The organism is Aeromonas sp. 82P (assembly GCF_051919365.1).
GTDB lineage: Bacteria > Pseudomonadota > Gammaproteobacteria > Enterobacterales > Aeromonadaceae > Aeromonas > Aeromonas veronii.
Window position 1 is genome coordinate 346,929 of record NZ_JBQBEV010000001.1, and the last position, 23,072, is coordinate 370,000.

Genomic DNA, 23,072 nt, shown 5'->3' on the forward strand with positions numbered 1-23,072 from the left:
GGGATCGTGTGGGAAAAGTCATCGCCATAGCCAACCAGAAGGGTGGAGTGGGTAAAACCACCACCTGTGTGAATCTGGCCGCCTCCATGGCTGCCACCCGGCGCAAGGTGCTGGTGATCGATCTGGATCCGCAGGGCAATGCCACCATGGGCAGCGGTGTCGACAAGTATGACGTCGAGCGCACCGCTTATGAGTTGCTGATCGAGGATGCCCCCATCAGCGAAGTGATCATCCCCGAAACTACCGGGGGTTATCACCTGATCGCCGCCAATGCCGACGTGACCGCGGCCGAAATCCGTCTGATGGAATTTTTCGCCCGCGAAATCCGCCTGCGCAATGCGCTGGCTTCGGTGCGGGACAAATACGACTACGTCTTCATCGACTGCCCGCCCTCTCTCAACATGCTGACCGTGAACGCCATGGCCGCCGCCGACTCCGTGCTGGTGCCCATGCAGTGCGAATATTACGCGCTGGAGGGGCTCACCGCCCTGGTCGACACCATCAGCAAGCTGGCCGCTGTGGTCAATCCGGATCTCAAGATCGAAGGGGTGCTGCGCACCATGTTCGATCACCGCAACCGGCTGGCCAATGATGTGTCCGATCAGCTAAAACAGCACTTTGGCGACAAAGTCTACCGCACCATCATTCCCCGCAACGTTAGACTGGCTGAGGCCCCGAGTTTCGGTGCCCCGGCCATGCACTATGACAAATCATCGGTGGGCGCCAAGGCCTACCTGGCACTGGCTGGCGAGATCCTGCGCCGCCAGGAGCAGGAACGTCAGGCGACCATCGCAGACCGAGAGAGCATATGACTCCGAAAAAACGTGGACTGGGCAAGGGGCTGGATGCCCTGCTCAGTACCAGCACGGCTGCCCGCCAGAAACAGGTGATGAGCGATCAACGTACTGAAGAGGCCATGGCCCCCACCAATCAGGGCGAGCTGCGCAAGCTGCCGGTGGAGTGGTTGCAGTCCGGCAAGTACCAGCCCCGCAAGGATATGTCCCAGGATGCACTGGAAGAGCTTGCCAACTCCATCCGCGCCCAGGGGGTGATCCAGCCCATCGTGGTACGCCCTCTCGGCGAACAATCCTTCGAAATCATCGCCGGTGAACGGCGCTGGCGCGCGTCCCAGCTGGCGCGGCTTGAGGTGGTGCCCTGCATCGTCAAGGATGTACCCGACGAGGCTGCCGTCGCCATCGCGCTGATTGAGAATATTCAACGGGAAGACCTCAATGCCATCGAAGAGGCGGTCGCTTTACAAAGACTGCTGACCGAATTTGAACTCACCCACCAGCAGGTGGCCGAGGCGGTGGGCAAGTCCCGCACCACGGTGACCAACCTGCTGCGCCTCAACCAGCTCAACGATGACGTGAAGCGTTTCGTCGAGCATGGTGACCTCGATATGGGCCATGCCCGTGCCCTGCTGGCACTGAGCGGCCAGGCCCAGTCTGAACTGGCCAAGCTGGTTGCCCAGAAGGGGCTGACCGTACGCGATACCGAGAAGCTGGTGCAAAAAGCGCTCGAACCGGCAAAAGCCAGGGTCGAACCGGCCCGTGATCCGCAGATCGGCTACCTGGAGCGCCAACTGGCAGAAAAAATTGGCAATCAGGTGCAACTTCAGCCTGGCAAGCGGGATAGCGGGAAGTTAGTAATAAGTTACGAGAATTTGTCCGATTTGGACCGTATATTGGGCTATTTTGGCGTGTCGGAATCGTGATTTTTACGCTTTTTGTAGTAATAAAACATCCATTCCTTTTGATATGACCATAACCCTGATTTGCCGCGGAAAGCCGCAAAAATTAAGGATTTTTGTCATATTGCAATAGCTGCCCTCAAGGGTATAATTTGACCGGCTTTAAGAGCTGTTAACATGGGGTCTTCGGATCCCGATTTTTTACAGTTCTGTAATGTTCAGGGGTAGGTTGGTGAAGCAGAAAATAGCCTTGGAAGGTTTGACACTGGCCTTGGTTATGCTCGTTTGTCAGCTCATCCTGATCCTGGCGATGAGTGCCGTCTGGTTTTACCTGACTGGTGCCAGCGCCGGTTATTCCGCCCTCTACGGAGGGGGGATGTACTGGGTTCCTCAAGCCTTGTTTACTGTCTGGGTGCTGCGCCGCAAGGTGACAACCGAGAGTGTGGGCCTGGTTTTGCGGGACTTTTATGGTGGGGCAGGGATTAAGCTCATTTCTACAACAGGTCTATTCGCCCTGATGTTTGGTGCGGGAGTCGAGGTCGTTACCGTCTCGTTTTTCGCCACTTATATCCTCGCCCTCGTTGTACAGTGGATGGTTTCATTCACGCTTAACAACCACTATTAGGAAAACTCATGTCTGCAACCGGAGAAGTCCTGACTCCTCAGGGATATATCTCCCACCACCTGACCCACCTTCAAGTCGGGTCCGGGTTCTGGACGGTCAATATCGACTCAATGGTATTTTCCGTCGTGCTAGGCGCCCTGTTTATCCTGCTGTTCCGCAAAGTAGCCGTTAACGCTACCAGCGGGGTGCCGGGTAAGCTGCAGTGCTTTGTGGAGATGCTGGTCGAGTTTGTGAATGGTAACGTCAAAGACATCTTTCACGGTCGCAACAAGGTCATCGCACCTTTGGGGCTGACGGTGTTTGTGTGGATCTTCCTGATGAACTTCATGGATCTGATCCCCGTTGACTTTATCCCTCACGCTGCACAATTGATGGGTATTCCCTATCTGCGTGTGGTTCCCTCTGCTGACGTTAACATCACCATGTCCATGGCTTTGGGCGTGTTCTTCTTGATCCTGTATTACAGCATCAAGGTCAAGGGTATCGGCGGGTTTGTGAAGGAGCTGACGCTTCAGCCTTTCAACCACCCGGCGGCCATCCCGGTTAACCTCATCCTGGAAACTGTTACGCTGATTTCCAAACCTGTTTCTCTGGGTCTTCGACTGTTCGGCAACATGTATGCTGGCGAACTGATCTTTATCCTGATTGCTGGTTTGTTACCCTGGTGGTCACAGTGGATCCTGTCCGTGCCTTGGGCAATTTTCCACATCCTGATCATCACTTTGCAGGCATTCATTTTCATGGTTCTGACCATCGTCTATCTGTCGATGGCGCAGGAAGACCATGGTTGATGCAACTCAAATAATCCTTTTTATACAATCAATTACATCTAAATAACTGGAGATCCTCATGGAAAACTTGAACATGGACCTGCTGTACATCGCTGCTGCAATGATGATGGGTCTGGCTGCTATCGGCGCTTCCATCGGTATCGGTATCCTGGGTGGCAAGTTCCTGGAAGGTGCTGCTCGTCAACCGGATCTGATCCCTGTTCTGCGTACCCAGTTCTTCATCGTAATGGGTCTGGTGGATGCGATCCCGATGATCGCCGTTGGTCTGGGTCTGTACGTGATGTTTGCGGTTGCTGGCTAAGTCGTTACGACTCTCTAGGCATAACCCATTAACTAACTTAAGAGGACATCGGCTGTGAATATCAATGCCACCCTCCTCGGCCAAGCAATTGCTTTTTTCTTCTTCGTAGTGTTTTGCATGAAGTACGTATGGCCGCCGCTGATTGCTGCCATCGAAGCCCGTCAGAAAGCTATTGCTGACGGTCTCTCTTCTGCCGAACGTGCCAAGAAAGATCTGGATTTGGCCAAGGCCAACGCCACCGATCAGCTGAAAGAAGCCAAGCTGCAGGCTGCTGAAATCATTGAGCAGGCTAACAAACGTAAAGCCCAGATCATTGATGAAGCTGCCGCTGGTGCCCAGTCTGAGCGGGAAAAAATCCTGGCTCAGGGCCGTGCCGAGATCGAAGCTGAACGTCATCGTGCCAAAGAAGAACTGCGTAAGCAGGTTGCTGCTCTTGCCATTGCTGGTGCAGAGAAGATCCTGGCGCGTCAAATCGACCAGGCTGCCAACAGCGACATCGTCGACAAACTGGTAGCAGAACTGTAACGGGAACGGGGCTATGTCTGAACTGACTACAATCGCTCGCCCCTACGCCAAGGCTGCTTTCGAGTTTGCCGTTGAGCACAAGGCGGTTGACCAGTGGCTGGGTATGCTCGGTTTCGCTGCGCAAGTAGTGGAAAACGAGACCATGCACGACCTGGTAAACGGCTCTGTGGCCGCCGAAGAGCTGGCAACGCTGTTTGTCGGTGTCTGCGGTGAGCAACTCGACGTGCATGGCCAGAACCTGATCCGGGTGATGGCCGAGAATGGTCGCTTGGGTGTGCTGCCGGCGGTCGTTGCTGAATTTGTAGCGTTCAAAGCTGAACTGGATAAAGAGGTTCAGGCTGACGTGATTTCGGCGATCGAACTGACCGACCAGCAGAAAGCCAATATTCAGGCTTCTCTGGAACAACGTCTCGCGCGCAAAGTGAAGCTGAATTGCAGCATCGATGCGTCCTTGATGGCCGGGGTGCTCATCAAGGCCGGTGATCTGGTAATCGACGGCACAGTCCGCGGTAAGCTGGATCGCATGGCTGACGCGCTGCAATCTTGATTGGGGTATTAGAGCATGCAACTGAATTCCACTGAAATCGCCGAGCTGATCAAGCAGCGCATTGCGCAGTTTGATGTAAAGAGCGAAGCGCGTAACGAAGGTACTATCGTCTCTGTGAGCGACGGTATCATTCGTATTCACGGCCTGGCTGATGCCATGCAGGGTGAGATGATCGAGCTGCCGGGCAACCGCTACGCTCTGGCATTGAACCTGGAGCGTGACTCCGTCGGTGCGGTGATTATGGGTTCCTATGACGGTCTGTCAGAAGGAATGAAAGTAAAAGGTACTGGCCGCATTCTGGAAGTGCCGGTAGGTCGTGGTCTGTTGGGCCGGGTGTTGAACACCCTGGGTCAGCCGATCGACGGTAAAGGTCCGATCGACAACGATGGCTTCTCGCCGATCGAAGTGATCGCACCGGGCGTTATCGAGCGTAAGTCTGTTGACCAGCCGGTCCAGACCGGTCTGAAAGCCATCGATGCCATGATCCCTATCGGTCGTGGCCAGCGTGAGCTGATCATCGGTGACCGTCAGGTTGGTAAGACCGCCATCGCGATCGACACCATCATCAACCAGAAAGATTCCGGCATTAAGTGTGTCTACGTTGCGATTGGCCAGAAGGCCTCCACCATCGCCAACGTGGTGCGCAAGCTGGAAGAGCACGGTGCCCTGGCCAACACCATCGTGGTGGTTGCCTCTGCCTCCGAAGCGGCTGCTCTGCAGTACCTGGCTCCGTATGCCGGTTGCTCCATGGGTGAGTACTTCCGTGACCGCGGTGAAGACGCGCTGATCATCTATGATGACCTGTCCAAGCAGGCCGTAGCTTATCGCCAGATCTCCCTGCTGCTGCGCCGTCCGCCAGGACGTGAAGCTTACCCGGGTGACGTTTTCTATCTGCACTCCCGTCTGCTGGAGCGTGCTGCTCGCGTTAACGCCGAGTACGTAGAGAAGTTCACCAAGGGTGAAGTGAAAGGCAAAACCGGTTCTTTGACCGCACTGCCAATCATCGAAACCCAGGCGGGTGACGTATCTGCGTTCGTTCCGACCAACGTGATCTCCATCACCGATGGTCAGATCTTCCTGACTTCACAGCTGTTCAACTCCGGTATTCGTCCGGCGGTTGACCCGGGTATCTCTGTATCCCGTGTAGGTGGTGCTGCTCAGACCAAGATCGTCAAGAAGCTGTCCGGTGGTATCCGTACCGCGCTGGCCCAGTATCGCGAACTGGCGGCATTCGCCCAGTTCTCTTCCGATCTGGACGAGGCGACTCGCAAGCAGCTGGATCACGGTGTGAAAGTGACCGAGCTGATGAAGCAGAAGCAGTACTCTCCGCTGAGCGTGGCTCACCAGTCTCTGGTGCTGTTCGCCGCCGAGAAAGGCTATCTCTCCGATGTCGAGCTGAACAAGATCGTCGACTTCGAAGCCGCTCTGCTCTCTTACGCCAATACCCAGCATGCCGAGCTGATGGCTGAAATCAATGCCAAAGCCGACTACAACGACGCGATCGTTGGCAAGCTGACTGCGTTGCTGGATAGCTTCAAAGCAACCCAGACCTGGTAAGCGTGTGTGGCAGCGTGAGCTGCCACTTGATGGAGAGTAAGAGATGGCCGGCGCAAAAGAGATACGTAACAAGATCGGGAGTGTGAAAAACACTCAGAAGATCACCGGCGCTATGGAAATGGTGGCAGCAAGCAAAATGCGCCGTGCGCAGGAACGCATGTCTGCCAGCCGTCCGTACGCTGAAACCATGCGCAAGGTGATCGGCCATATCGCTCAGGGGAACTTGGAATACAAGCACCCCTACCTCATCGAACGTGAGGTCAAGCGAGTGGGTTACATCGTCGTCTCCACCGACCGTGGCCTGTGTGGTGGTCTGAACATCAACCTGTTCAAGGCTGCCCTCAATGATATGAAGCAATGGAGCGCGAAAGGTGCCAAGGTTGACCTGGCACTGATCGGTAACAAGGCCTCCAACTTCTTTGAACGGCACGGCGCCAAGGTTAAAGCTCATGTCGCAGGACTGGGCGATAGTCCGAGCGTCAATGACCTGATTGGTTCAGTCAAGGTCATGCTGAAGGCTTACGACAACGGTGAGATTGACAAGCTGTATCTGGTGTACAACAAGTTCGTCAACACCATGGTGCAGCAACCACGGGTCGATCAACTGCTGCCTTTGCCCGTAACTGAAGACAGCAAGCTCGCCAAGAAACACCACTGGGATTACCTCTATGAGCCGGATCCCAAGAAGCTGCTGGATACCCTGCTGGTTCGCTATGTCGAATCTCAGGTTTACCAGGGTGTAGTGGAAAACTTGGCAAGTGAACAGGCAGCCCGAATGGTTGCCATGCAAGCCGCGACTGACAACGCCGGTAACCTGATTAACGATCTGCAACTGGTATACAACAAGGCCCGTCAGGCCAGTATTACCCAGGAGCTGACAGAGATCGTATCCGGTGCTGCTGCGGTGTAAGGCAAGGGTTATCAAAGGTTTAGAGGATTTGACATGAGTAACGGTTTCATCGTCCAAATCATCGGCGCTGTGGTGGACATCGAGTTCCCGCAGAATGCCGTGCCCCAGGTGTACGATGCACTGAAGGTCGTTAGCGAAGGTCAAGGCCAGGGTCTGGTGCTGGAAGTTCAGCAACAGATCGGTGGCGGCGTCGTTCGTTGCATCACCATGGGCTCCTCCGACGGTCTGCGTCGTGGGTTGGAAGTAGTGAATAGCGGTAAATCCATCCAGGTTCCGGTCGGTACTGCGACTCTGGGTCGGATCATGAACGTACTGGGCGAGCCAATCGACGAAAAAGGTCCGATCGGTGAAGAAGAGTGCTGGTCTATCCACCGCGCTGCCCCCAGCTACGAAGATCAGTCCAACAGCAACGATCTGCTGGAGACCGGCATCAAGGTTATCGACCTGGTATGCCCGTTCGCCAAGGGTGGTAAGGTTGGTCTGTTCGGTGGTGCCGGTGTAGGCAAAACCGTAAACATGATGGAGCTGATCCGTAACATCGCGATCGAGCACAGTGGTTACTCTGTATTCGCCGGTGTAGGTGAGCGTACCCGTGAGGGTAACGACTTCTACCACGAGATGATGGAGTCCAACGTACTGGACAAAGTATCTCTGGTTTACGGTCAGATGAACGAGCCGCCCGGAAACCGTCTGCGCGTTGCGCTGACCGGCCTGACCATGGCCGAGAAGTTCCGTGACGAAGGTCGTGACGTACTGTTCTTCGTGGACAACATCTACCGTTACACCCTGGCCGGTACCGAAGTATCCGCACTGCTGGGCCGTATGCCTTCCGCAGTAGGTTACCAGCCGACTCTGGCCGAGGAGATGGGTGTTCTGCAAGAACGTATCACCTCCACCAAGACCGGTTCCATCACCTCCGTACAGGCCGTTTACGTGCCTGCGGATGACTTGACTGACCCGTCTCCGGCGACCACCTTCGCCCACTTGGATGCGACCGTCGTACTGTCCCGTCAAATCGCGGCACTGGGTATCTACCCGGCCGTTGACCCGCTGGACTCTACCTCTCGTCAGCTGGATCCGCTGGTGGTTGGCAAAGAGCACTACGAGACCGCTCGTGGCGTTCAGACCGTACTGCAGCGCTACAAAGAGCTGAAGGACATCATCGCCATCTTGGGTATGGATGAACTGTCAGAAGAAGACAAACTGACCGTAGCCCGTGCCCGTAAGATCGAGCGTTTCCTGTCCCAGCCGTTCTTCGTAGCAGAAGTGTTTACCGGTTCTCCAGGTAAATACGTGCCGCTGAAAGAGACCATCCGTGGTTTCCAGGGCATCCTGAAAGGCGAGTATGACGATCTGCCCGAGCAGGCGTTCTACATGGTTGGCGGTATCGACGAAGTCGTCGAGAAATCCAAGAAACTGTAAGCCTCGACAGGAGGGCCCATGGCAGAGATGATCTCCTTTCACTTGGACGTGGTGAGCGCCGAAGGAAAACTGTTTTCCGGTCGCGTGCAATCCGCTCAGGTATCAGGCTCCGAAGGTGAGTTGGGTCTCCGCCACGGTCATGCTCCGTTGCTGACTGCCATCAAGCCGGGCCTGGTCCGCTTGGTGAAGCAGAACGGAACTGAAGAGGTGCTGTACATCTCCGGCGGTATGCTGGAAGTACAACCTGAATCCGTGACCGTGCTGGCGGACACCGCGATTCGTGCTGACGACTTGGATGAGGCGAAAGCCCAGGAAGCCAAGCGCGCAGCCGAAGAGCGGATCCACAGCTCCCATGGTGATATCGACTACGCCCAGGCCGCCACCGAGCTGGCCAAGGCGATGGCTCAACTGCGAGTCATCGATATCGTCAAAAAGAATTACCGCTGATAACGGTGATGTAAAAAGCGACCTTCGGGTCGCTTTTTTTTTACCCGTTGGATAGACTCCGCCGAGTATTTCCTCATGTTCCAAAGGTCAATTTATGTCCCTCAACGTCGTGATCCTGGCTGCGGGTAAAGGTACCCGCATGCGCTCTTCCCTGCCCAAGGTACTGCACCCGGTAGCCAACAAACCTATGGTTTCCCATGTGATCGATACTGCACGTCAGGTCGGTGCCGAGCAGCTGCATCTGGTCTATGGCCACGGTGCCGAGCTGCTGAAAGAGCGGATCGTGGCGGCTGATGTGAACTGGGTGCTGCAAGCTCAGCAGCTGGGGACAGGTCACGCCGTCGCCCAGGCCATCCCGTTCTGGAAGGATGAAGACGACGTGCTGGTGCTCTACGGCGATACCCCGCTGATCCAGCCCGAGACCCTGCAGCGCTTGCTGGCAGCCAAGGCTGAAAACGGGATGGCACTGCTGACCGTGGTGCTGGACAACCCGACCGGCTATGGCCGCATCGTCCGTGAAAATGGTCAGGTAGTCGGTATCGTCGAGCAGAAGGATGCCAATGCCGAACAGCTCACTATCCGTGAAGTGAATACCGGCGTGCTGGTGGTCAACGGCGGTCAACTGCGCAGCTGGCTCTCCCGCTTGGACAACAAAAATGCCCAGGGTGAGTTCTACCTGACCGACGTGATCGCCATGGCGCACGGCGATGGCTGCCCGATTGCTGCGGTCCATCCGGAGCGCGCCGCCGAGGTGGAAGGAGCCAACAATCGGGTGCAATTGGCCCAACTTGAGCGCAGCTATCAGCAGATGCAGGCCGAGAAGCTGATGATCGCCGGTGCTACCCTGATCGACCCGGCCCGCTTCGATCTGCGCGGAACCCTCGAGATTGGTGAAGAGGTGGTGATCGACGTCAACGTCATCATCGAAGGCAAGGTAACCCTCGGTAACCATGTTCGTATCGGTGCCGGTGCCGTGCTGAAGGATTGCGTGATCGGCGATCACACCGAAGTGAAGCCTTACTCCATCGTTGAAGGGGCTCAGGTGGCAGATCAGTGTTCGGTCGGCCCGTTTGCCCGTCTACGCCCGGGGGCTGTGCTCGAGCAGGATGCCCACGTTGGCAACTTCGTCGAGATGAAGAAGGCCCGTCTGGGGGTTGGCTCCAAGTGTGGTCATCTGACCTATCTGGGGGATGCCGAGGTGGGCGCAAAGGTGAATATTGGTGCCGGTACCATCACCTGCAACTACGACGGCGTGAACAAGTTCCAGACCATCATCGAGGATGATGTGTTCGTCGGTTCCGATACCCAACTGGTGGCGCCGGTGCGCATCGGTAAGGGGGCGACTCTGGGGGCGGGTTCTACCATCACCAAGGATGTGGCCGAGAACGAGCTGGTGATCACCCGGGTGCCCCAGCGCCATATCAAGAACTGGACTCGTCCGGTCAAGAAGAAGTGATGCCCGATCAATAAAATTGAACCGGCGCCTGATGGCGCCGGTTTTTTTTGGGCTTATGACTTATGGCTGGGGTCATTGGTCGATGGCTGGGGGGCCGCCCATGTAGTGGTGGGGGCGCTGTAGTCCATCACCTGATACCAGTCGAGCTTGCGGGTCAGCATCATGATCAGCGCCAGGGTGGCGAACAGCAGCAGGGCGCCGAGCAGCAAGGCAATCTCTTCGGCCTGCAGCAGGCTGTAGAGGATGGCATAGACCAGCCCGAGCAGCGCTGCGAAGCCGATCCCCTGCTTCGGGCCGCCCAGCACATGACTGAGGTAGAAGCCGTTGAGCAGCACGCTGGCCAGCGCGGTCACCAGATAGGCCCAGCCAAATCCGAGGTGTTCGGTCAGCGCCAGCAGCACCAGATAGAAGATGGCCAGCCCCATGCCCACCAGCGCGTACTGGATCGGGTGAACCCTCAACCCCTTGAGCAGCTCGAACATGAAGAAGCTGATAAAGGTGAGGCCGATAAACAGCAGGGCATATTTGGCTGCCCGTTCGTTGAGCTGATAGTGATCCACCGGCTGCACCAGACTGACGCTGAAGGTGGAGAGATTGCTATCGCCACCGTTCATCATCCGGTTGAAGCGGGTCTCCATGTCGCTGGCGAACCAGCTGGTTTGCCAGTTGGCCTCAAACCCTTGCGGGCTCAGGGTGCGACTGCCCGGCAGAAAGTCACCGATAAAGTTGGGGTGGGGCCAGTTGCCCGCCAGCTGCAGGGTGCTCTCCTTGCCCAGCGGGACTATGTCGAGGGCGTTCATCCCCTGTAGATTGAGCTCCAGATGGAAGGTGCCATCCTGCTGCGGCAGGCTGTCGAGTGGGGCATGGATACCCGCCAGCGCATCACCGAGGCGGGCGCCGGGGGCAAACGGGATCCGCTGTGTGCCGAGTTGCAGTTCGGGGACGCTGTTGATACCGCGGGCATCGGAGAGCACCAGGCTCAGGTAGGGTTTGCCCGCCACCAGCTCGGCCGTTTCACCGAGCGGTGAGGTCGCGTCATTCAGCAAACTCTGCCGGGTGGGCAGGCGGCCGGATAGGGTGAGGCGGGTCTGATAGACCTGCGCCTGATAGATGCCGAGCTTGCGCGGAGTCACCTCCATGGTGGCCTGCACGTCGAGCTGTTCCGGCAGCAGGTAGCGATAGGTCTGCTCCTGACGGACGAAGCGCTTGCCATCCTGCTCGACCGTCACCGAACGGGTATAGGGCTGCACGATAACCGGCCCCATCAGCCGTTGCGGGCCACTGCTGCTGGCCATGATGCTCTGGATCGCCTGATTGCGGTAAATCTGCCGCTCCCGGTTCAGCTCCATGATGGATTGCACCGGTACCATCAGCAGCAGGCTGAGCAACAGCAGCAGAAAGATTTTGTGTGTGAATATCTGTTTGACCATGACTCGTCTCCTTGTTCTGTGGAGCGAGTCTGTCAGTCTGGCGTGAAGTGGTGATGGGCTTGTGTGAAGTGGAGGTGAACTTGTTGCAAAATGGCGCCATCAGGCGCCGTCTGATTGTTCAGGGGCGGGTGCGCACCAGCCGGGCGGCTTGCGCGAAGCGATCGGTATGGCCATCGATCACTCCGTGTATAAAGTCGATGTAGTAGACCAGTTCCGGCATCTCCTCGATGGTGCTGGATGTCCAGTAGGGGGCGGCATTTTCCCCGTTGTCATGGATGTCCGGAAAGAAGTTGGGGTCTGTCATCGGCGCCCGGCAATCTTCGTCGAGCAGGGTGAGGAGCTCCTCGATGGTGGGGAGTCGCCACCCCTCGCCAAGGCGGGCCGCTTCATCCTTGGCTTCAAGCAGCGTCAGCAGGGCCGGTGTGCCCATGCACCCTTTCTCCTCCTGCCACTCGCTGCCCAGACTGCACACCTGCCATTCGAGCTGGTTGAGCCGATCATGGATGATTCCCCCTTGCCGACTCAGGCGATCGGAGAGGTCGCAGGCGGCCAGCGCCATGCTGGCCGGAAGCCAGAGCAGCAATAGAAATAATTTCATGTTTGTCTCGTTTACGAATGGTGGTCAGCCCGTCGCTGGTGGGCTGACCGTGGTTATCGGGGTTTATCTGCGGGAAGCGAGATCACTGCTTTTTAAGTTGTGCAGGCAGGGCGGCCAGCACCTCTTCTTTCGCCTTGAGGGAGGCGAACTGCTTGCCGGGCTTTTGCACCACGGTATGGACGAAGATCAGCTGTTTGCCCGGTTTGCTGGCCCAGCCGACGAACCAGCCGATCTGCTGATCGCGGTTGAGGCTGCCATCCAGCTTTTTCGGGTAGCCCATGCCGGTCTTGCCGTGGATCTGCCAGCCGTCGATCTCGCTCACCTTGAGGATATTGGCGGTGTACTGCAGGGTCTGCGCCGAGACCGGAAGCTTGCCGCTGAGCATCTTGCCGAGGAAGCGGGCCTGTTCCTCCGGACTGATGGCGAGGCTGGAGCTGAGCCAGGCCTGGGTCAGGCCGTCATGTTTGCCCGGATTACCGGAGAGATCCCGATTGCCGTAGTCGAAGCGGTCGACATATTGCTGGAAGCGCTTCATCCCCAGCCATTCGGTGAGCTGCTGGGAAAACCAGACCACCGAGTAGGTTTCCCAGCGGCGTGGGGTAGTGGTTTCGCGCCAGGCGGGCAGCCAGCCATCGTAGTTCGGCTTGTAGGGCAGTGCCGGATGCTCTTCATCCACCAGATAGCCACTGTCGTAACCCATCAGCGCCAACGGGATCTTGAAGGTGGACGCGGGCGGCAGCTGGCTGGAGCAGTCCCCTTCACTGGAGAGGGTCTGGCCGTTGCCGTCAGCATAGAGAAAGCAGCCGCTGGCGGCGGAGGCAGGCAGGGCTGCGAGCAGACCGGCAGCCAGCAGGCTGGAGAGAAGCAGGCGGGACATAGCATTTCCTTGAGCAAATGGATGAGAGAAAGCGGCAGTCTAATGCCGCTTTGTGTGGGGAATGTGAAGTTGCAGGGGGGACTAGGTGAATGGCAGCCAGAGTTCCGCCAGCGCGCCTCCCTCTGGCCGGTTGCTCAGGGTCAGACGACCGCCATGCTGGTGGGCTACCTCATGGGCGAAGCTGAGCCCCAGACCACTGCTCTTGCCCTTGTCCGGGCGCGGCAGGGAGTAGAAGCGCTCGAAGATGCGCGGCAATGCGTAGTCGGGAATGCCGGGGCCGCAGTCGGTGACCCGAAAACAGTAGCCCTCCTCCTGCTGGCTGCCGCTCAGGGTGACCAGCCCGTAGGCGGGAGAGAAGTCGATGGCATTATCCAGCAGGTTGCCGATGGCCTGCTCCACCAGCAGCGGATCCCACTTCTGTTTCGGCGCGCTGGCCAGCTCGGCCATCAACTCGACCTGACGGCGCTGGGCAATGATCTGGCGGGCGTCGAGGGTGCGCTTGCCCAGTTTTGCCGGTTCCACCGACTGGCGATCCAGCCCCTGCCCCGACTCCAGCCGCGCGAGTTGCAGCATTCGCTCGATCAGCTGCTGCATGCGGGCGGTTTCCAGATTGATGTTGCCGATAAAGCGTTTGGCTACTTCGGGGGGCGGCGTTTCGGCCAAAATCTCCCCTGCCCCGCGAATGGCGGCCAGCGGACTCTTCAGCTCGTGGGTCAGGCTATGGACGTAGTCCTCGATGTAGCTCTTGCCATCGAGCTGGTGGCGCATGGTCTCCAGCGAGCGGCCGAGCCGATCCAGCTCGACGGTGTGTAGCCGTGGCAGCGGTGCCGCCTCTCCCTTGCTGACCGAGTCGGCGTAGTGCACCAGCTTGCCGATGGCGCGGTTGAGCCACCACACCAGCAGGCTGCCGATCAGCAGCGAGATGAGCAGCATCTGGCCGCCGGCCCGCAGCAGCTCCTGTTCCCCCCGCTCGATGGCGGGCATCAGGGTGCGGTTGGGTTTGGCGACGGTGAGGGAGCCGATGATCTCGGCCCCTTCCCGCAGCGGCGCCGCCACATACATGGTCGAGCTGGCGGCATCGTCGGGATCGGTGCGGGTGCTGCGGGCGCCATACTGGCCGCGCAGGGTGCGGTAGACATCGTTCCAGCGGGAATAGTCCTTACCCAGATCTGTACCGTCGGAGTCGTAAATCACCATGCCTTGCCGGTCAGTGACATAGATGCGGTACTCCGCCTGCTGCTTGAGGTGGCCATCGATCATCGCATTGATGGGATTCTGGTTGAGGCGGGCGAAGGCGCTGGCCAACCGCCCGTTCATCATATTCCCCTCTTTCAGATCATCGAGCGCCAGCGGCGCCAGCAGCTGGGTCATGTCTACCAGAGTATCCTCGGTGGCGCTGCGCACTCCCGGTTTTATCTCCTCGACGAAGATCTCCAGCACGAACCAGGCGGCCAGCGCGAAGATCAGCAGCAGGCCGCACAGCAGTTGCAGTCCGAGTCTCATGCCAGCTCCAGGCTGTAGCCCAGCCCGCGATGGGTGAGGATCAGGTTAGCTTCTGGATCATGTTCGCGCAGCTTGGCGCGGATGGTCTTGATATGGGTATCTACGGTGCGATCCAGACTCTCCTCCGCATCCTGCCACACCAGATCCATCAGCTGCTGGCGGGAGTAGACCCGCCCCGGCGCCAGCATCAGGGTCTTGAGCAGCAGATATTCGTAGCGGGTGAGGGCCAGCGGCTGGCCGCGAAAGTGAATGCGGGCCCGCTCCTCATCCAGTACCAGCAGGGCGCTGGGCTGGGGGGCGACGGGCTGGCTGCGGCGCAGGATGACCCGCACCCGGGCACACACTTCCCGTGGCGAGAAGGGTTTGGCCACATAGTCGTCGGCACCGATCTCCAGCCCGATCAGCCGGTCTATCTCCTCGCTGCGGGCGGTGAGGAACATCAGGGGGATATCGGTCAGCGCCCTCACCTGCTTGCAGAGTTCGAAGCCGCTGATGTCGGGCAGCCCCACATCGAGGATCAGGAAGTCGGGTCGCGTCTGTTCCAGTCGTGTCAGCAACTGCTGGCCCAGCATGAACCACTCCACCTCGAACCCGTCGGTCTGCAGGGCGTAAATCAGGGTGTCGGCGATGCTGGCCTCATCCTCCACCAGCCAGATGACTCTCTTTTGCATGGCATCCTCGTCGCAAATTGGCACCCCATTCTGGCATCGAACCAAATCGGATCCTATTTGCTGTTTTATTTTTCCGAAAAAGGGGCTAATATTTCGATGTTCTTTCGAATCGAAACTTAAAAATGACCAAACGTAATACTCAACAACGCCGCCACACCATAGTGACCCTGGTACAAGAGCAGGGTGAAGTGAGTGTCGACGCCCTCGCCAAACACTTTTCTACCTCCGAAGTGACCATCCGTAAAGATCTGGCTGTACTGGAGACCGGTGGTCTGCTGCTGCGCCGTTACGGTGGCGCCGTCCCTTTGCCGAGCGAGATGGTGGTCGAGATCAACCCTGAACAAGTTTCGAACCGAAAGTTAGCCATTGCCCGTGCGGCGGCCGAGCGGCTGCGTGATCACAACCGCGTCATCATCGACAGCGGCAGCACCACCAGCGCCATGATCCCCATGCTGGGCAACAAGCGCGGCCTCATCGTGATGACCAACTCCCTCAATGTGGCCGGAGCCCTGCGCGAGCTGGAAAATGAGCCTACCCTGTTAATGACCGGTGGCACTTGGGACCCTCACTCCGAATCCTTCCAGGGGCAGGTGGCGGAACAGGTGCTGCGCTCCTACGACTTCGACCAGCTCTTTATCGGTGCCGACGGTATCGACCCGGAACGTGGCACCACCACCTTCAACGAGCTGGTGGGCCTGTCGCGGGTCATGGCCGAGGTATCGCGGGAGGTCATTGTGATGGTCGAATCGGAAAAGATCGGCCGCAAGATCCCCAATCTCGAACTTCCCTGGTCGAGCATCCATACCTTGGTGACCGACGAGGGGCTGGCCAGCGAGGCCAGAGAACAGATTCAAGCCCAGGGGGTGACGCTTATCTGCGCCCCGGTCACTTGCTGACATCGAGCTCTGAACCATCCAACTGACTTTACGATTTGCATCTCAAGGAGAAGTGTATGTGTGGCATCGTCGGGGCTGTTGCCCAACGTGATGTGGCTGAAATTCTGGTAGAGGGCCTGCGCCGTCTGGAGTACCGCGGTTATGACTCAGCCGGTGTGGCCGTGTTCAGCGCCAACCAGCCGTTGCAGCGGGTTCGCCGTCTGGGCAAGGTGGCCGAGCTGGCCAAGGCGCTCGACGAGCAGTCCGTCCATGGTGGTACCGGCATCGCCCATACCCGCTGGGCCACTCACGGCGAGCCCTCCGAACGCAATGCTCACCCCCACGTCTCCGAGCATATCGTGGTGGTGCACAACGGCATTATCGAGAACCACGAAGAGCTGCGGGAAGAGTTGAAGGCGCTGGGCTATGTGTTCAGCTCCGACACCGATACCGAGGTGATTGCCCATTTGGTCCATCATGAGCTGAAGAGCGCCGGCAGCCTGCTGGCCGCCATGCAGACTGCGGTGAAGCAGCTGCGCGGTGCCTACGGTACCGTGGTGATGGACAGTCACGACGACAGCCGCGTGGTGGTTGCCCGTTCCGGTTCACCGCTGGTGATCGGCCGCGGTATCGGCGAGAACTTTATCGCCTCCGACCAGATGGCGCTGCTGCCGGTGACCCGTCGTTTCATCTTCCTGGAAGAGGGTGATGTGGCCGAAGTGACCCGTCGCGATGTGCATATCTTCGATACCAACGGCAACGCCGTGGTGCGCGAAGAGCAGGAGTCCGAACTCTCCCACGATGCCGGTGACAAGGGTGAATACCGTCACTACATGCTCAAGGAGATCCACGAGCAGCCCAAAGCGATCACCAACACCCTGGAAGGGCGTCTGGGCAGCGATCACGTGGTGGTCGAATCGTTCGGCAACGGCGCTCGCGCCATCTTTGACAAGGTCGAGCACGTGCAGATCGTCGCCTGCGGCACCTCCTATCACTCCGGCATGGTGGCTCGCTACTGGTTCGAAGAGATCGCTGGCGTATCCTGCGATGTGGAGATCGCCTCCGAGTTCCGCTATCGCAAATCGGTAGTGCGCCCCAACAGCCTGCTGGTGACCCTCTCCCAGAGCGGCGAGACTGCCGATACCCTGGCGGCGCTGCGTCTGGCCAAGGAATCCGGCTACATGAGCTCGCTGGCTATCTGCAACGTGCCGGGCTCTTCGCTGGTGCGTGAATCGGATCTGGCCTTTATGACCCGTGCCGGTGCCGAGATCGGCGTAGCCTCCACCAAGGCGTTCACCACCCAGCTGGCTGGCCTGCTGATGCTGGTGGCCTCGGTCGGTCACTGCCGTGGCCACCTGAGCGCCGCCGCCGAGGCCGAACTGGTCAAGGCGCTGCAAGCCCTGCCGCTGCGTATTAAAGAGAGCCTGGCACTGGCCAAGGATATCGAAACCTTGGCTGAAGAGTTTGCCGACAAGCAGCACAGCCTGTTCCTCGGCCGCGGCAGCCAGTACCCCATCGCCATGGAGGGGGCGCTCAAGCTCAAAGAGATCTCCTACATCCACGCCGAAGCCTATGCCGCTGGCGAGCTGAAGCACGGCCCGCTGGCGCTGATCGATGCCGAGATGCCCATCATTGTGGTGGCGCCGAACAACGATCTGCTGGAGAAGCTCAAGTCCAACGTGGAAGAGGTGCGCGCCCGTGGCGGTATCCTCTACGTGTTCGCCGATGCCGACACCGGCTTCAAGAGCGACGAGACCATGCGGGTCATGAACCTCAACCATGTGGAAGAGGTGATCGCCCCCATCATCTATACCGTGCCGCTGCAGCTGCTCTCCTACCACGTTGCCCTGATCAAGGGCACTGACGTGGACCAGCCGCGCAACCTGGCAAAATCGGTGACCGTTGAGTAAGTCACTCTCTCAAATGAAAAAGAGCCGCAATTGCGGCTCTTTTTGTTGCTGCTGAGGGGTTACGATAGCCGCAGGTTGGTGATGGTTACCTCGTCGAGGGAGGGCACTATGATGCCGCTGGTGATCCCTTTGGCGATGGCCTGACTGCGGTTCTTTGAGTCGGTCTTGTTGGTCACCTGGGTCAGGTGAAAGTTGACCGTCCGCTCACTGATGCCGAGGATGGTGGCGATCTCCCAGGAGGTCTTGCCCTCGCTGGCCCAGAACAGGCACTCCTTCTCCCGATCCGACAGTTCGGTCAGGTATTTCATCATATCCGGTCTGCTTTTGATCAGTTGCAGCGCGGAGTTGAAGATATAGCTGGCGCAGAACGACAGCAGCGGGACATTTTCAAACATCAGGTCGGAGTTGGATTTCTCCTTAGTGATGAATGAGAGGATGCCGTGCTCCCCCTGCGGGGTGTGCAGCGGAAAGGAGACGCCATTGCGTACACCGAAATCGGCGGCCAGGTTCATCACGTCGCGGCTGGCGCTGGGCAGCCAGGGCGAGTCGCAGTCGAGCTTGTTCCAGAAGATCGGCTGGGTCTGTTTCAGCCCCAGATAGACCACCGGATCCTGGGTCAGATACTGGTTTTCGCTGTAGGCGTCAAACCAGGTGGTCGGACAGTTGTTGAACAGTGCCACGTGGGATTTTTGCATGCTGATGGGGAAAATAATCAGCAGCCGAAAGTAATCAAAGCCCATTTGATGACTGAAGCGCTCCAGCAGTTGCTGGATATCGCTGGTTTTTGTTGCCTTGGTGAACTTGTCGATATGTTCCCAGATCGCATCGTTGAGCATTACTTTCTCCTTTTTCGATCTCTATCACACTGATCGAAAAGATTTTTTATCGTTATTTATATTTGTGCGGTGGCTATTGGAGCCACTTATTCCGTGCGTGCTTAAAAATTATCCTGTTTTTGTGCATAAAGGCCAAGAAAATCCTCTCGTTGCCAGTCCGCCCTGCATTTGAGATAATGATAATAGTTATCATTAGTAAGATGTATTTCAATGAACAAATTATGGGGTGTGGCCCTGCTGCCACTGTCAGTCCACTTTGCTGCCATCGGGGATGAGCTGGTTGCTCCCGCCCTCAAGAACAGCATAGCTGCCGGGAAAGCCTCCCAGCAGCGAGTGGAAAAAGCCGCCGATGCCGCCGTTGCCGCACGACTGGAGCTGCAAAATGCCCATCTGCAACTGCGTGACCTCGAAGCCTACAACCGCTACATGCAATCTCTGGTGGCCGATCAGCAAAATGAGCTGGGTAAATTGAGCCAGCAGCTTGAAGCGGTGCAAGAGACCCGTCAGGGCTTGATTCCGCTGATGTTGCAGATGCAGGCAGATCTGGAACAGCTGGTGCAAAACGACATCCCGCTGCGCAAGGAAGATCGGCTGGCGCGGGTTGAACAGTTGAAAGCGACCCTGGCCCGTGCAGACGTTAGCGAGGCGGAGAAATTCCGTCAGCTGCTGCAGGCCTATCAGATTGAAGCCGAGTACGGCAGCCGGATGGACAGCTATTCCGCCGAGCTGGAGCTGGATGGTGCTCCGCGTCGGGTCGATGTGCTGGCGCTGGGTCGGGTCTCCCTGCTGGCGATGACTGCCGATCGCAGTCAGGCATGGCGCTGGTCTGCCGAGGCGAAGCAGTGGCAAGCCCTCGATAGCCAGTGGCTCTCCCCCATCGCCGAGGCGATGGATGTGGCCGCCGACAAGAAAGTTCCCCAGTTGCTCAATGTCCCCCTCTCTGTCAGCCGCAGTCAGGAGGCCCAATCATGAGAGTCACCATGAAGTGGTTCCCCCTCCTTATTGCCCTCTCCTGCGGTACCAACGCCGCTGTCGCCGATGAGTGGCAGCAGCAGGAACAGGCTCGTGAACAGCAGGCTCAGCAAGATCTGGCGACCGTTGCCAAGGAGCTCGGCACTGCCCGCGCCAGACTGGCCGAGGCCCAGCGCCTGAGCAAGGAGCTGGCCGGCAAGTTCGCCAGCAACGAGAAGCAGCTGGTCGAGCTTAACGCCCAGTGGGAGCAAGCCTCCGGCGATATGAACGAGATCTTCGCGGTCACCCGTCAGGGCGCCAGCGATGCGGTCAAGCTGCTGAGCGAATCCGCCGTCGAGGGCCAGTACCCGGAGCGTCTCGCCCCGCTGAAAGCCATGGCACAGGATAAACAGGTGCCGGATCGTGCCGCTCTCGCCCTGCTGCCCGCCACGCTGCTGCAGGAGATCCGCGAATCTGGCCGGATTGCTCAGTTCAACGGCAAGGTGCTCGATGCCCAGGGGGCTGCCAGCGAGCAGTCGCTGACCCGGGTTGGCAGTTTTGCCCTGCTGGGGAGCGAAGGCTTCCTGCAACCGACAGCCGAAGGCTTGAGCCCGGTACTGGGTCTGCCCGGTAGCGTGCTCTCTGCCGTTGCGGCTTATCAGGGTCAGGAAGGGGAAGCGCTGCCGCTGGATCCTTCTCATGGCACTCTGCTGGCGATGCTGGCACAGGCACCCACCTTCTGGCAGCAGGTACAGCAAGGTGGTCAGGTCGGCGCCATTATCGTGCTGCTGGCCGCTATCGGTCTGGGAATTGCTGCGGTACGGCTGTGGAGTCTCTCGCGCGAACTGACTCTGGTGCGCCGCCAGCTCAGGAGCGGTGAGTATCACGCCGACAACGCCCTCGGCCGGGTGCTGACGGTGGCAGACAAACACCCCGAGCTGAGCATGGAGACCCTCGAGCTGCGTCTTGATGAGGCGATCCTGCAGGAGACTCCTCGTATGGAGCGCGGCATCGGCATGGTCAAGGTAATCGCGGCCATCGCCCCCATGCTGGGTCTGCTCGGTACCGTGACCGGGATGATCGGCACCTTCCAGGCCATCACCCAGTTTGGTACCGGCGATCCCAAGATCATGGCTGGCGGCATCTCCATGGCGCTGGTCACCACGGTACAGGGTCTGGTTGCGGCCATTCCGCTGATCCTGGCCCACAGCCTGCTGCAATCACGCTTCACCGAGCTTTCCAATGTACTGGAGCAGCAGGTAGCCGGCATTCTGGCCGAGCGCGCCGAGAGCAATAACGGCGGGATGGAGCGAGCAGCATGATGCTCGACATCTGGCAACAGTTGCAGAGCTTCATGGGCCGTGGCGGCCCGGTGCTCTGGGTCATTCTGGCCCTGCTGGTGCTGATGTGGATTTTGATGATCGAGCGGCTGCTCTACCTCAATCTGGGTTTCGGCCCGCTGCAGCAACAGCTGCTCGGCCGCTGGCAAGCCCGCAGCGAGCGCCACAGCTGGCACGCCCGGGCGATCCGCAGCCGCTGGCTGGCGCAGGCGGAGCTGGAACTGAACCGTCATCTGATCTTCATCCGCACCCTGGTGGTGCTCTGCCCCATGCTGGGGTTGCTGGGCACTGTGACCGGCATGATCGGCGTATTCGATGCGTTGGCTGCGGCCAACCGCTTTAACCCGGAGAGTATGGCGGGCGGGATCTCCCGCGCCACCATCCCCACCATGGCAGGCATGGTGGTGGCGCTATCCGGTGTGTTGTTACTCAGTCGGCTCGAGAGTCAGGCCAAGCGTGCGCTGGCCAAGACCCGGGACGGCCTGCGAGAAGAGAAGGTAATGCAATGAGACGGCAATCCAAACGCCAGCGTGACGAAGTGCAGATCGACATGACCCCCATGCTGGATATCGTGTTCATCATGCTGATCTTCTTTATTGTCACCACCTCCTTCGTGCGCGAAGCCGGGCTCGAGGTACACAGACCCCAGGCCAGTCAGGCCAAGGCGCAGAAATCTTCCAGCATCATGCTGGCGATCGGGGCTCAGGGTCAGATTTTCCTCGACCGCAAGCAGATCGATGTGGAGCGGGTACAGGCCACCATCGCCCGTCTGCTGGCGGAGCAGCCCGATGCCAGCCTGGTGATCCAGGCCGACGAGCGAGTGCCCCATGGCAAGGTGGTGCGGGTGATGGATGAGGCCAAGGCGGCGGGTATCGCCAATATCGCCGTGGCGGTGGCGCCGAAATGAAATACAAGCTGATGAGCCTGGGGCTGGGGATCGCCCTCAGTCTGGGCATCCTGCTGTTCATGGCCACGCTGGTTGAACCGCCCCGGGGCGAGAAGGTGGCGAGCGAACAGAAGCCCATCGTCATCAATATGCAGAACGAGGTGACCGAGGTGCAGGTGCGCGAGCGTCCGGTGCCGCAGGAGCCTGAACCTCTGCCAGAGCCTCCCGCAGCATTGGCCTCGACACCGCTGCCGATGCCTGCCGCGGCCCCCTTGGCTGCCGTTGAGCCGAGTCTGGATCTGGTTTCCAGCCTCAGCGCGGTGCAGGTCTATGCCCCCGGAGTGGCGACCAGTACCGCACCGGTATTGAGTGGCAACTACCACGGCCAGCAGCAGGGAGCGGGTATCGGCGCAGGTGACATGCTGATGCCGCTGCAACGGATCGAGCCGGTCTACCCCTATCGTGCCCAGCAGTCAGGGATCGAAGGATTCGTCACCCTGCGCTTTAGCGTGAATGCGGAAGGTGGCGTGCAGGATGTGGAAGTGGTCGAGGCCAAGCCCAAGCGTCAGTTCGAGCGGGCGGCCATTCAGGCGATCAACAAGTGGCGCTATCAGCCGAGACCGGGCGCTACCGACAAGCTGGTGCAAGTCATCACGCTAAAATTCAAACTGGAGTCATAACTATGTTGCGGATCTGGATCTGTCTGCTGGCCCTGGTCGGCCAAGCCTGTCTGGCGATGGAGGTCAGCCCTCACTTCTCCCGTCAGCTTGAACCCGTGATGAAGTTCTATCAGTCCGGTCAGTGGCAACAAGCCCAGAGCAAGGCGTCCGGCCTCAAGCCAAATAGCGATGCCGAGCGTGCCTGGCTGGCGCAGTTGCAAGCCTCGCTGGCGGCCAATCTGCAACAGACCGCCCAGGCGAG

26 protein-coding genes (1 of these 26 only partly in view) are annotated in these 23,072 nt (G+C 58.8%); 20 read left to right on the forward strand and 6 right to left on the reverse strand.

Annotation, left to right across the window (positions count from 1 at the left end):
* Positions 1 to 8: 8 nt before the first annotated feature.
* From ACTG2S_RS01585 to glmU, 12 genes are all read left to right on the forward strand, one after another.
* The gene (locus tag ACTG2S_RS01585; RefSeq protein ID WP_005342341.1) at positions 9 to 812 is read left to right on the forward strand and encodes a ParA family protein; all 804 of its coding nucleotides are present in this window, start codon (positions 9 to 11) and stop codon (positions 810 to 812) included.
* Positions 809 to 1,717 (forward strand): ParB/RepB/Spo0J family partition protein, encoded by a 909-nt coding sequence (locus ACTG2S_RS01590; protein WP_005342343.1) that lies wholly within the window; start codon positions 809 to 811, stop codon positions 1,715 to 1,717. Before ACTG2S_RS01585 ends, ACTG2S_RS01590 begins: the two co-directional genes overlap by 4 nt.
* 190 nt (positions 1,718 to 1,907) lie before the next feature.
* A complete protein-coding gene (locus ACTG2S_RS01595; RefSeq protein WP_019445506.1) occupies positions 1,908 to 2,318 on the forward strand; it encodes an ATP synthase subunit I in 411 nt (136 codons plus the stop codon).
* Between the two features lie 8 nt (positions 2,319 to 2,326).
* The gene (gene atpB, locus ACTG2S_RS01600) at positions 2,327 to 3,109 is read left to right on the forward strand and encodes a F0F1 ATP synthase subunit A (protein ID WP_005339335.1); all 783 of its coding nucleotides are present in this window, start codon (positions 2,327 to 2,329) and stop codon (positions 3,107 to 3,109) included.
* 58 nt (positions 3,110 to 3,167) lie between these two features.
* On the forward strand, positions 3,168 to 3,410 hold the full coding sequence (gene atpE, locus ACTG2S_RS01605; protein ID WP_005307205.1) for a F0F1 ATP synthase subunit C: 243 nt from the start codon (positions 3,168 to 3,170) through the stop codon (positions 3,408 to 3,410).
* Between the two features lie 54 nt (positions 3,411 to 3,464).
* Positions 3,465 to 3,935: a F0F1 ATP synthase subunit B gene (atpF, locus tag ACTG2S_RS01610; RefSeq protein WP_005339336.1), complete on the forward strand. Its 471-nt coding sequence runs from the start codon at positions 3,465 to 3,467 to the stop codon at positions 3,933 to 3,935.
* 13 nt (positions 3,936 to 3,948) lie between these two features.
* Complete coding sequence (atpH, locus tag ACTG2S_RS01615) at positions 3,949 to 4,482, forward strand: F0F1 ATP synthase subunit delta (protein ID WP_274161036.1); 534 nt, start codon at positions 3,949 to 3,951, stop codon at positions 4,480 to 4,482.
* A gap of 15 nt (positions 4,483 to 4,497) precedes the next feature.
* Positions 4,498 to 6,039, forward strand: coding sequence for a F0F1 ATP synthase subunit alpha (atpA, locus tag ACTG2S_RS01620; RefSeq protein ID WP_005339342.1), 1,542 nt, complete (start codon positions 4,498 to 4,500; stop codon positions 6,037 to 6,039).
* Between the two features lie 43 nt (positions 6,040 to 6,082).
* Positions 6,083 to 6,949, forward strand: coding sequence for a F0F1 ATP synthase subunit gamma (gene atpG / locus ACTG2S_RS01625; RefSeq protein ID WP_005339343.1), 867 nt, complete (start codon positions 6,083 to 6,085; stop codon positions 6,947 to 6,949).
* 33 nt (positions 6,950 to 6,982) lie between these two features.
* The gene (gene atpD, locus ACTG2S_RS01630) at positions 6,983 to 8,371 is read left to right on the forward strand and encodes a F0F1 ATP synthase subunit beta (RefSeq protein WP_005339344.1); all 1,389 of its coding nucleotides are present in this window, start codon (positions 6,983 to 6,985) and stop codon (positions 8,369 to 8,371) included.
* Positions 8,372 to 8,389: 18 nt separating this feature from the next.
* Positions 8,390 to 8,818 carry a F0F1 ATP synthase subunit epsilon gene (locus ACTG2S_RS01635; protein ID WP_005339345.1) on the forward strand — a complete coding sequence of 143 codons (429 nt, stop codon included), beginning with the start codon at positions 8,390 to 8,392 and terminating at the stop codon, positions 8,816 to 8,818.
* A 94-nt stretch (positions 8,819 to 8,912) separates the two neighbouring features.
* Positions 8,913 to 10,274, forward strand: coding sequence for a bifunctional UDP-N-acetylglucosamine diphosphorylase/glucosamine-1-phosphate N-acetyltransferase GlmU (gene glmU, locus ACTG2S_RS01640; RefSeq protein ID WP_439981906.1), 1,362 nt, complete (start codon positions 8,913 to 8,915; stop codon positions 10,272 to 10,274).
* A gap of 53 nt (positions 10,275 to 10,327) precedes the next feature.
* Here glmU and creD read toward each other — a convergent pair whose 3' ends face one another.
* The 5 genes from creD to blrA all read right to left on the reverse strand — a co-directional run bounded on the left by creD (position 10,328) and on the right by blrA (position 15,353).
* Positions 10,328 to 11,704: a cell envelope integrity protein CreD gene (creD, locus tag ACTG2S_RS01645; RefSeq protein ID WP_439981908.1), complete on the reverse strand. Its 1,377-nt coding sequence runs from the start codon at positions 11,702 to 11,704 to the stop codon at positions 10,328 to 10,330.
* A gap of 118 nt (positions 11,705 to 11,822) precedes the next feature.
* Entirely contained in the window at positions 11,823 to 12,302 is a 480-nt protein-coding gene (locus ACTG2S_RS01650) for a DUF1566 domain-containing protein (protein WP_439981909.1), read from the reverse strand.
* 82 nt (positions 12,303 to 12,384) lie between these two features.
* Positions 12,385 to 13,179: an OXA-12 family class D beta-lactamase gene (gene blaOXA / locus ACTG2S_RS01655; RefSeq protein ID WP_274161040.1), complete on the reverse strand. Its 795-nt coding sequence runs from the start codon at positions 13,177 to 13,179 to the stop codon at positions 12,385 to 12,387.
* 81 nt (positions 13,180 to 13,260) lie between these two features.
* Positions 13,261 to 14,682 carry a beta-lactam sensor histidine kinase BlrB gene (blrB, locus tag ACTG2S_RS01660; RefSeq protein WP_274161041.1) on the reverse strand — a complete coding sequence of 474 codons (1,422 nt, stop codon included), beginning with the start codon at positions 14,680 to 14,682 and terminating at the stop codon, positions 13,261 to 13,263.
* A complete protein-coding gene (blrA, locus tag ACTG2S_RS01665) occupies positions 14,679 to 15,353 on the reverse strand; it encodes a beta-lactam response regulator transcription factor BlrA (protein WP_013724228.1) in 675 nt (224 codons plus the stop codon). The genes blrB and blrA overlap by 4 nt, the downstream gene beginning before the upstream one ends.
* A 122-nt stretch (positions 15,354 to 15,475) precedes the next feature.
* Between blrA and ACTG2S_RS01670 the strand changes: the two genes are divergently transcribed.
* Positions 15,476 to 16,249: a DeoR/GlpR family DNA-binding transcription regulator gene (locus ACTG2S_RS01670; RefSeq protein WP_100652083.1), complete on the forward strand. Its 774-nt coding sequence runs from the start codon at positions 15,476 to 15,478 to the stop codon at positions 16,247 to 16,249.
* A gap of 56 nt (positions 16,250 to 16,305) precedes the next feature.
* Entirely contained in the window at positions 16,306 to 18,138 is a 1,833-nt protein-coding gene (glmS, locus tag ACTG2S_RS01675) for a glutamine--fructose-6-phosphate transaminase (isomerizing) (protein ID WP_274161042.1), read from the forward strand.
* Positions 18,139 to 18,197: 59 nt separating this feature from the next.
* Here glmS and ACTG2S_RS01680 read toward each other — a convergent pair whose 3' ends face one another.
* Complete coding sequence (locus ACTG2S_RS01680) at positions 18,198 to 18,974, reverse strand: helix-turn-helix transcriptional regulator (protein ID WP_005357256.1); 777 nt, start codon at positions 18,972 to 18,974, stop codon at positions 18,198 to 18,200.
* A 210-nt stretch (positions 18,975 to 19,184) separates the two neighbouring features.
* Here ACTG2S_RS01680 and ACTG2S_RS01685 point away from each other — a divergent pair, with 210 nt between their 5' ends.
* The 6 genes in view from ACTG2S_RS01685 to ACTG2S_RS01710 are tightly spaced (at most 2 nt apart) and all read left to right on the forward strand, a layout consistent with a single transcriptional unit that may run on beyond the window.
* Positions 19,185 to 19,946 (forward strand): DUF3450 domain-containing protein, encoded by a 762-nt coding sequence (locus ACTG2S_RS01685; protein WP_274161043.1) that lies wholly within the window; start codon positions 19,185 to 19,187, stop codon positions 19,944 to 19,946.
* On the forward strand, positions 19,943 to 21,247 hold the full coding sequence (locus ACTG2S_RS01690; RefSeq protein ID WP_274161044.1) for a MotA/TolQ/ExbB proton channel family protein: 1,305 nt from the start codon (positions 19,943 to 19,945) through the stop codon (positions 21,245 to 21,247). The genes ACTG2S_RS01685 and ACTG2S_RS01690 overlap by 4 nt, the downstream gene beginning before the upstream one ends.
* Entirely contained in the window at positions 21,244 to 21,774 is a 531-nt protein-coding gene (locus ACTG2S_RS01695; RefSeq protein WP_005339367.1) for a MotA/TolQ/ExbB proton channel family protein, read from the forward strand. The genes ACTG2S_RS01690 and ACTG2S_RS01695 overlap by 4 nt, the downstream gene beginning before the upstream one ends.
* Positions 21,771 to 22,172, forward strand: coding sequence for an ExbD/TolR family protein (locus ACTG2S_RS01700; protein WP_005339369.1), 402 nt, complete (start codon positions 21,771 to 21,773; stop codon positions 22,170 to 22,172). The genes ACTG2S_RS01695 and ACTG2S_RS01700 overlap by 4 nt, the downstream gene beginning before the upstream one ends.
* Positions 22,169 to 22,831, forward strand: a complete 663-nt coding sequence (locus tag ACTG2S_RS01705; protein WP_005339371.1) for an energy transducer TonB — start codon at positions 22,169 to 22,171, stop codon at positions 22,829 to 22,831. Before ACTG2S_RS01700 ends, ACTG2S_RS01705 begins: the two co-directional genes overlap by 4 nt.
* A gap of 2 nt (positions 22,832 to 22,833) precedes the next feature.
* Positions 22,834 to 23,072, forward strand: the start of a protein-coding gene (locus tag ACTG2S_RS01710; RefSeq protein WP_274161045.1) for a tetratricopeptide repeat protein. Its footprint extends 940 nt past the window's final position; only the first 239 of its 1,179 coding nucleotides appear in the window; it begins with the start codon at positions 22,834 to 22,836; its stop codon lies off the right edge, out of view.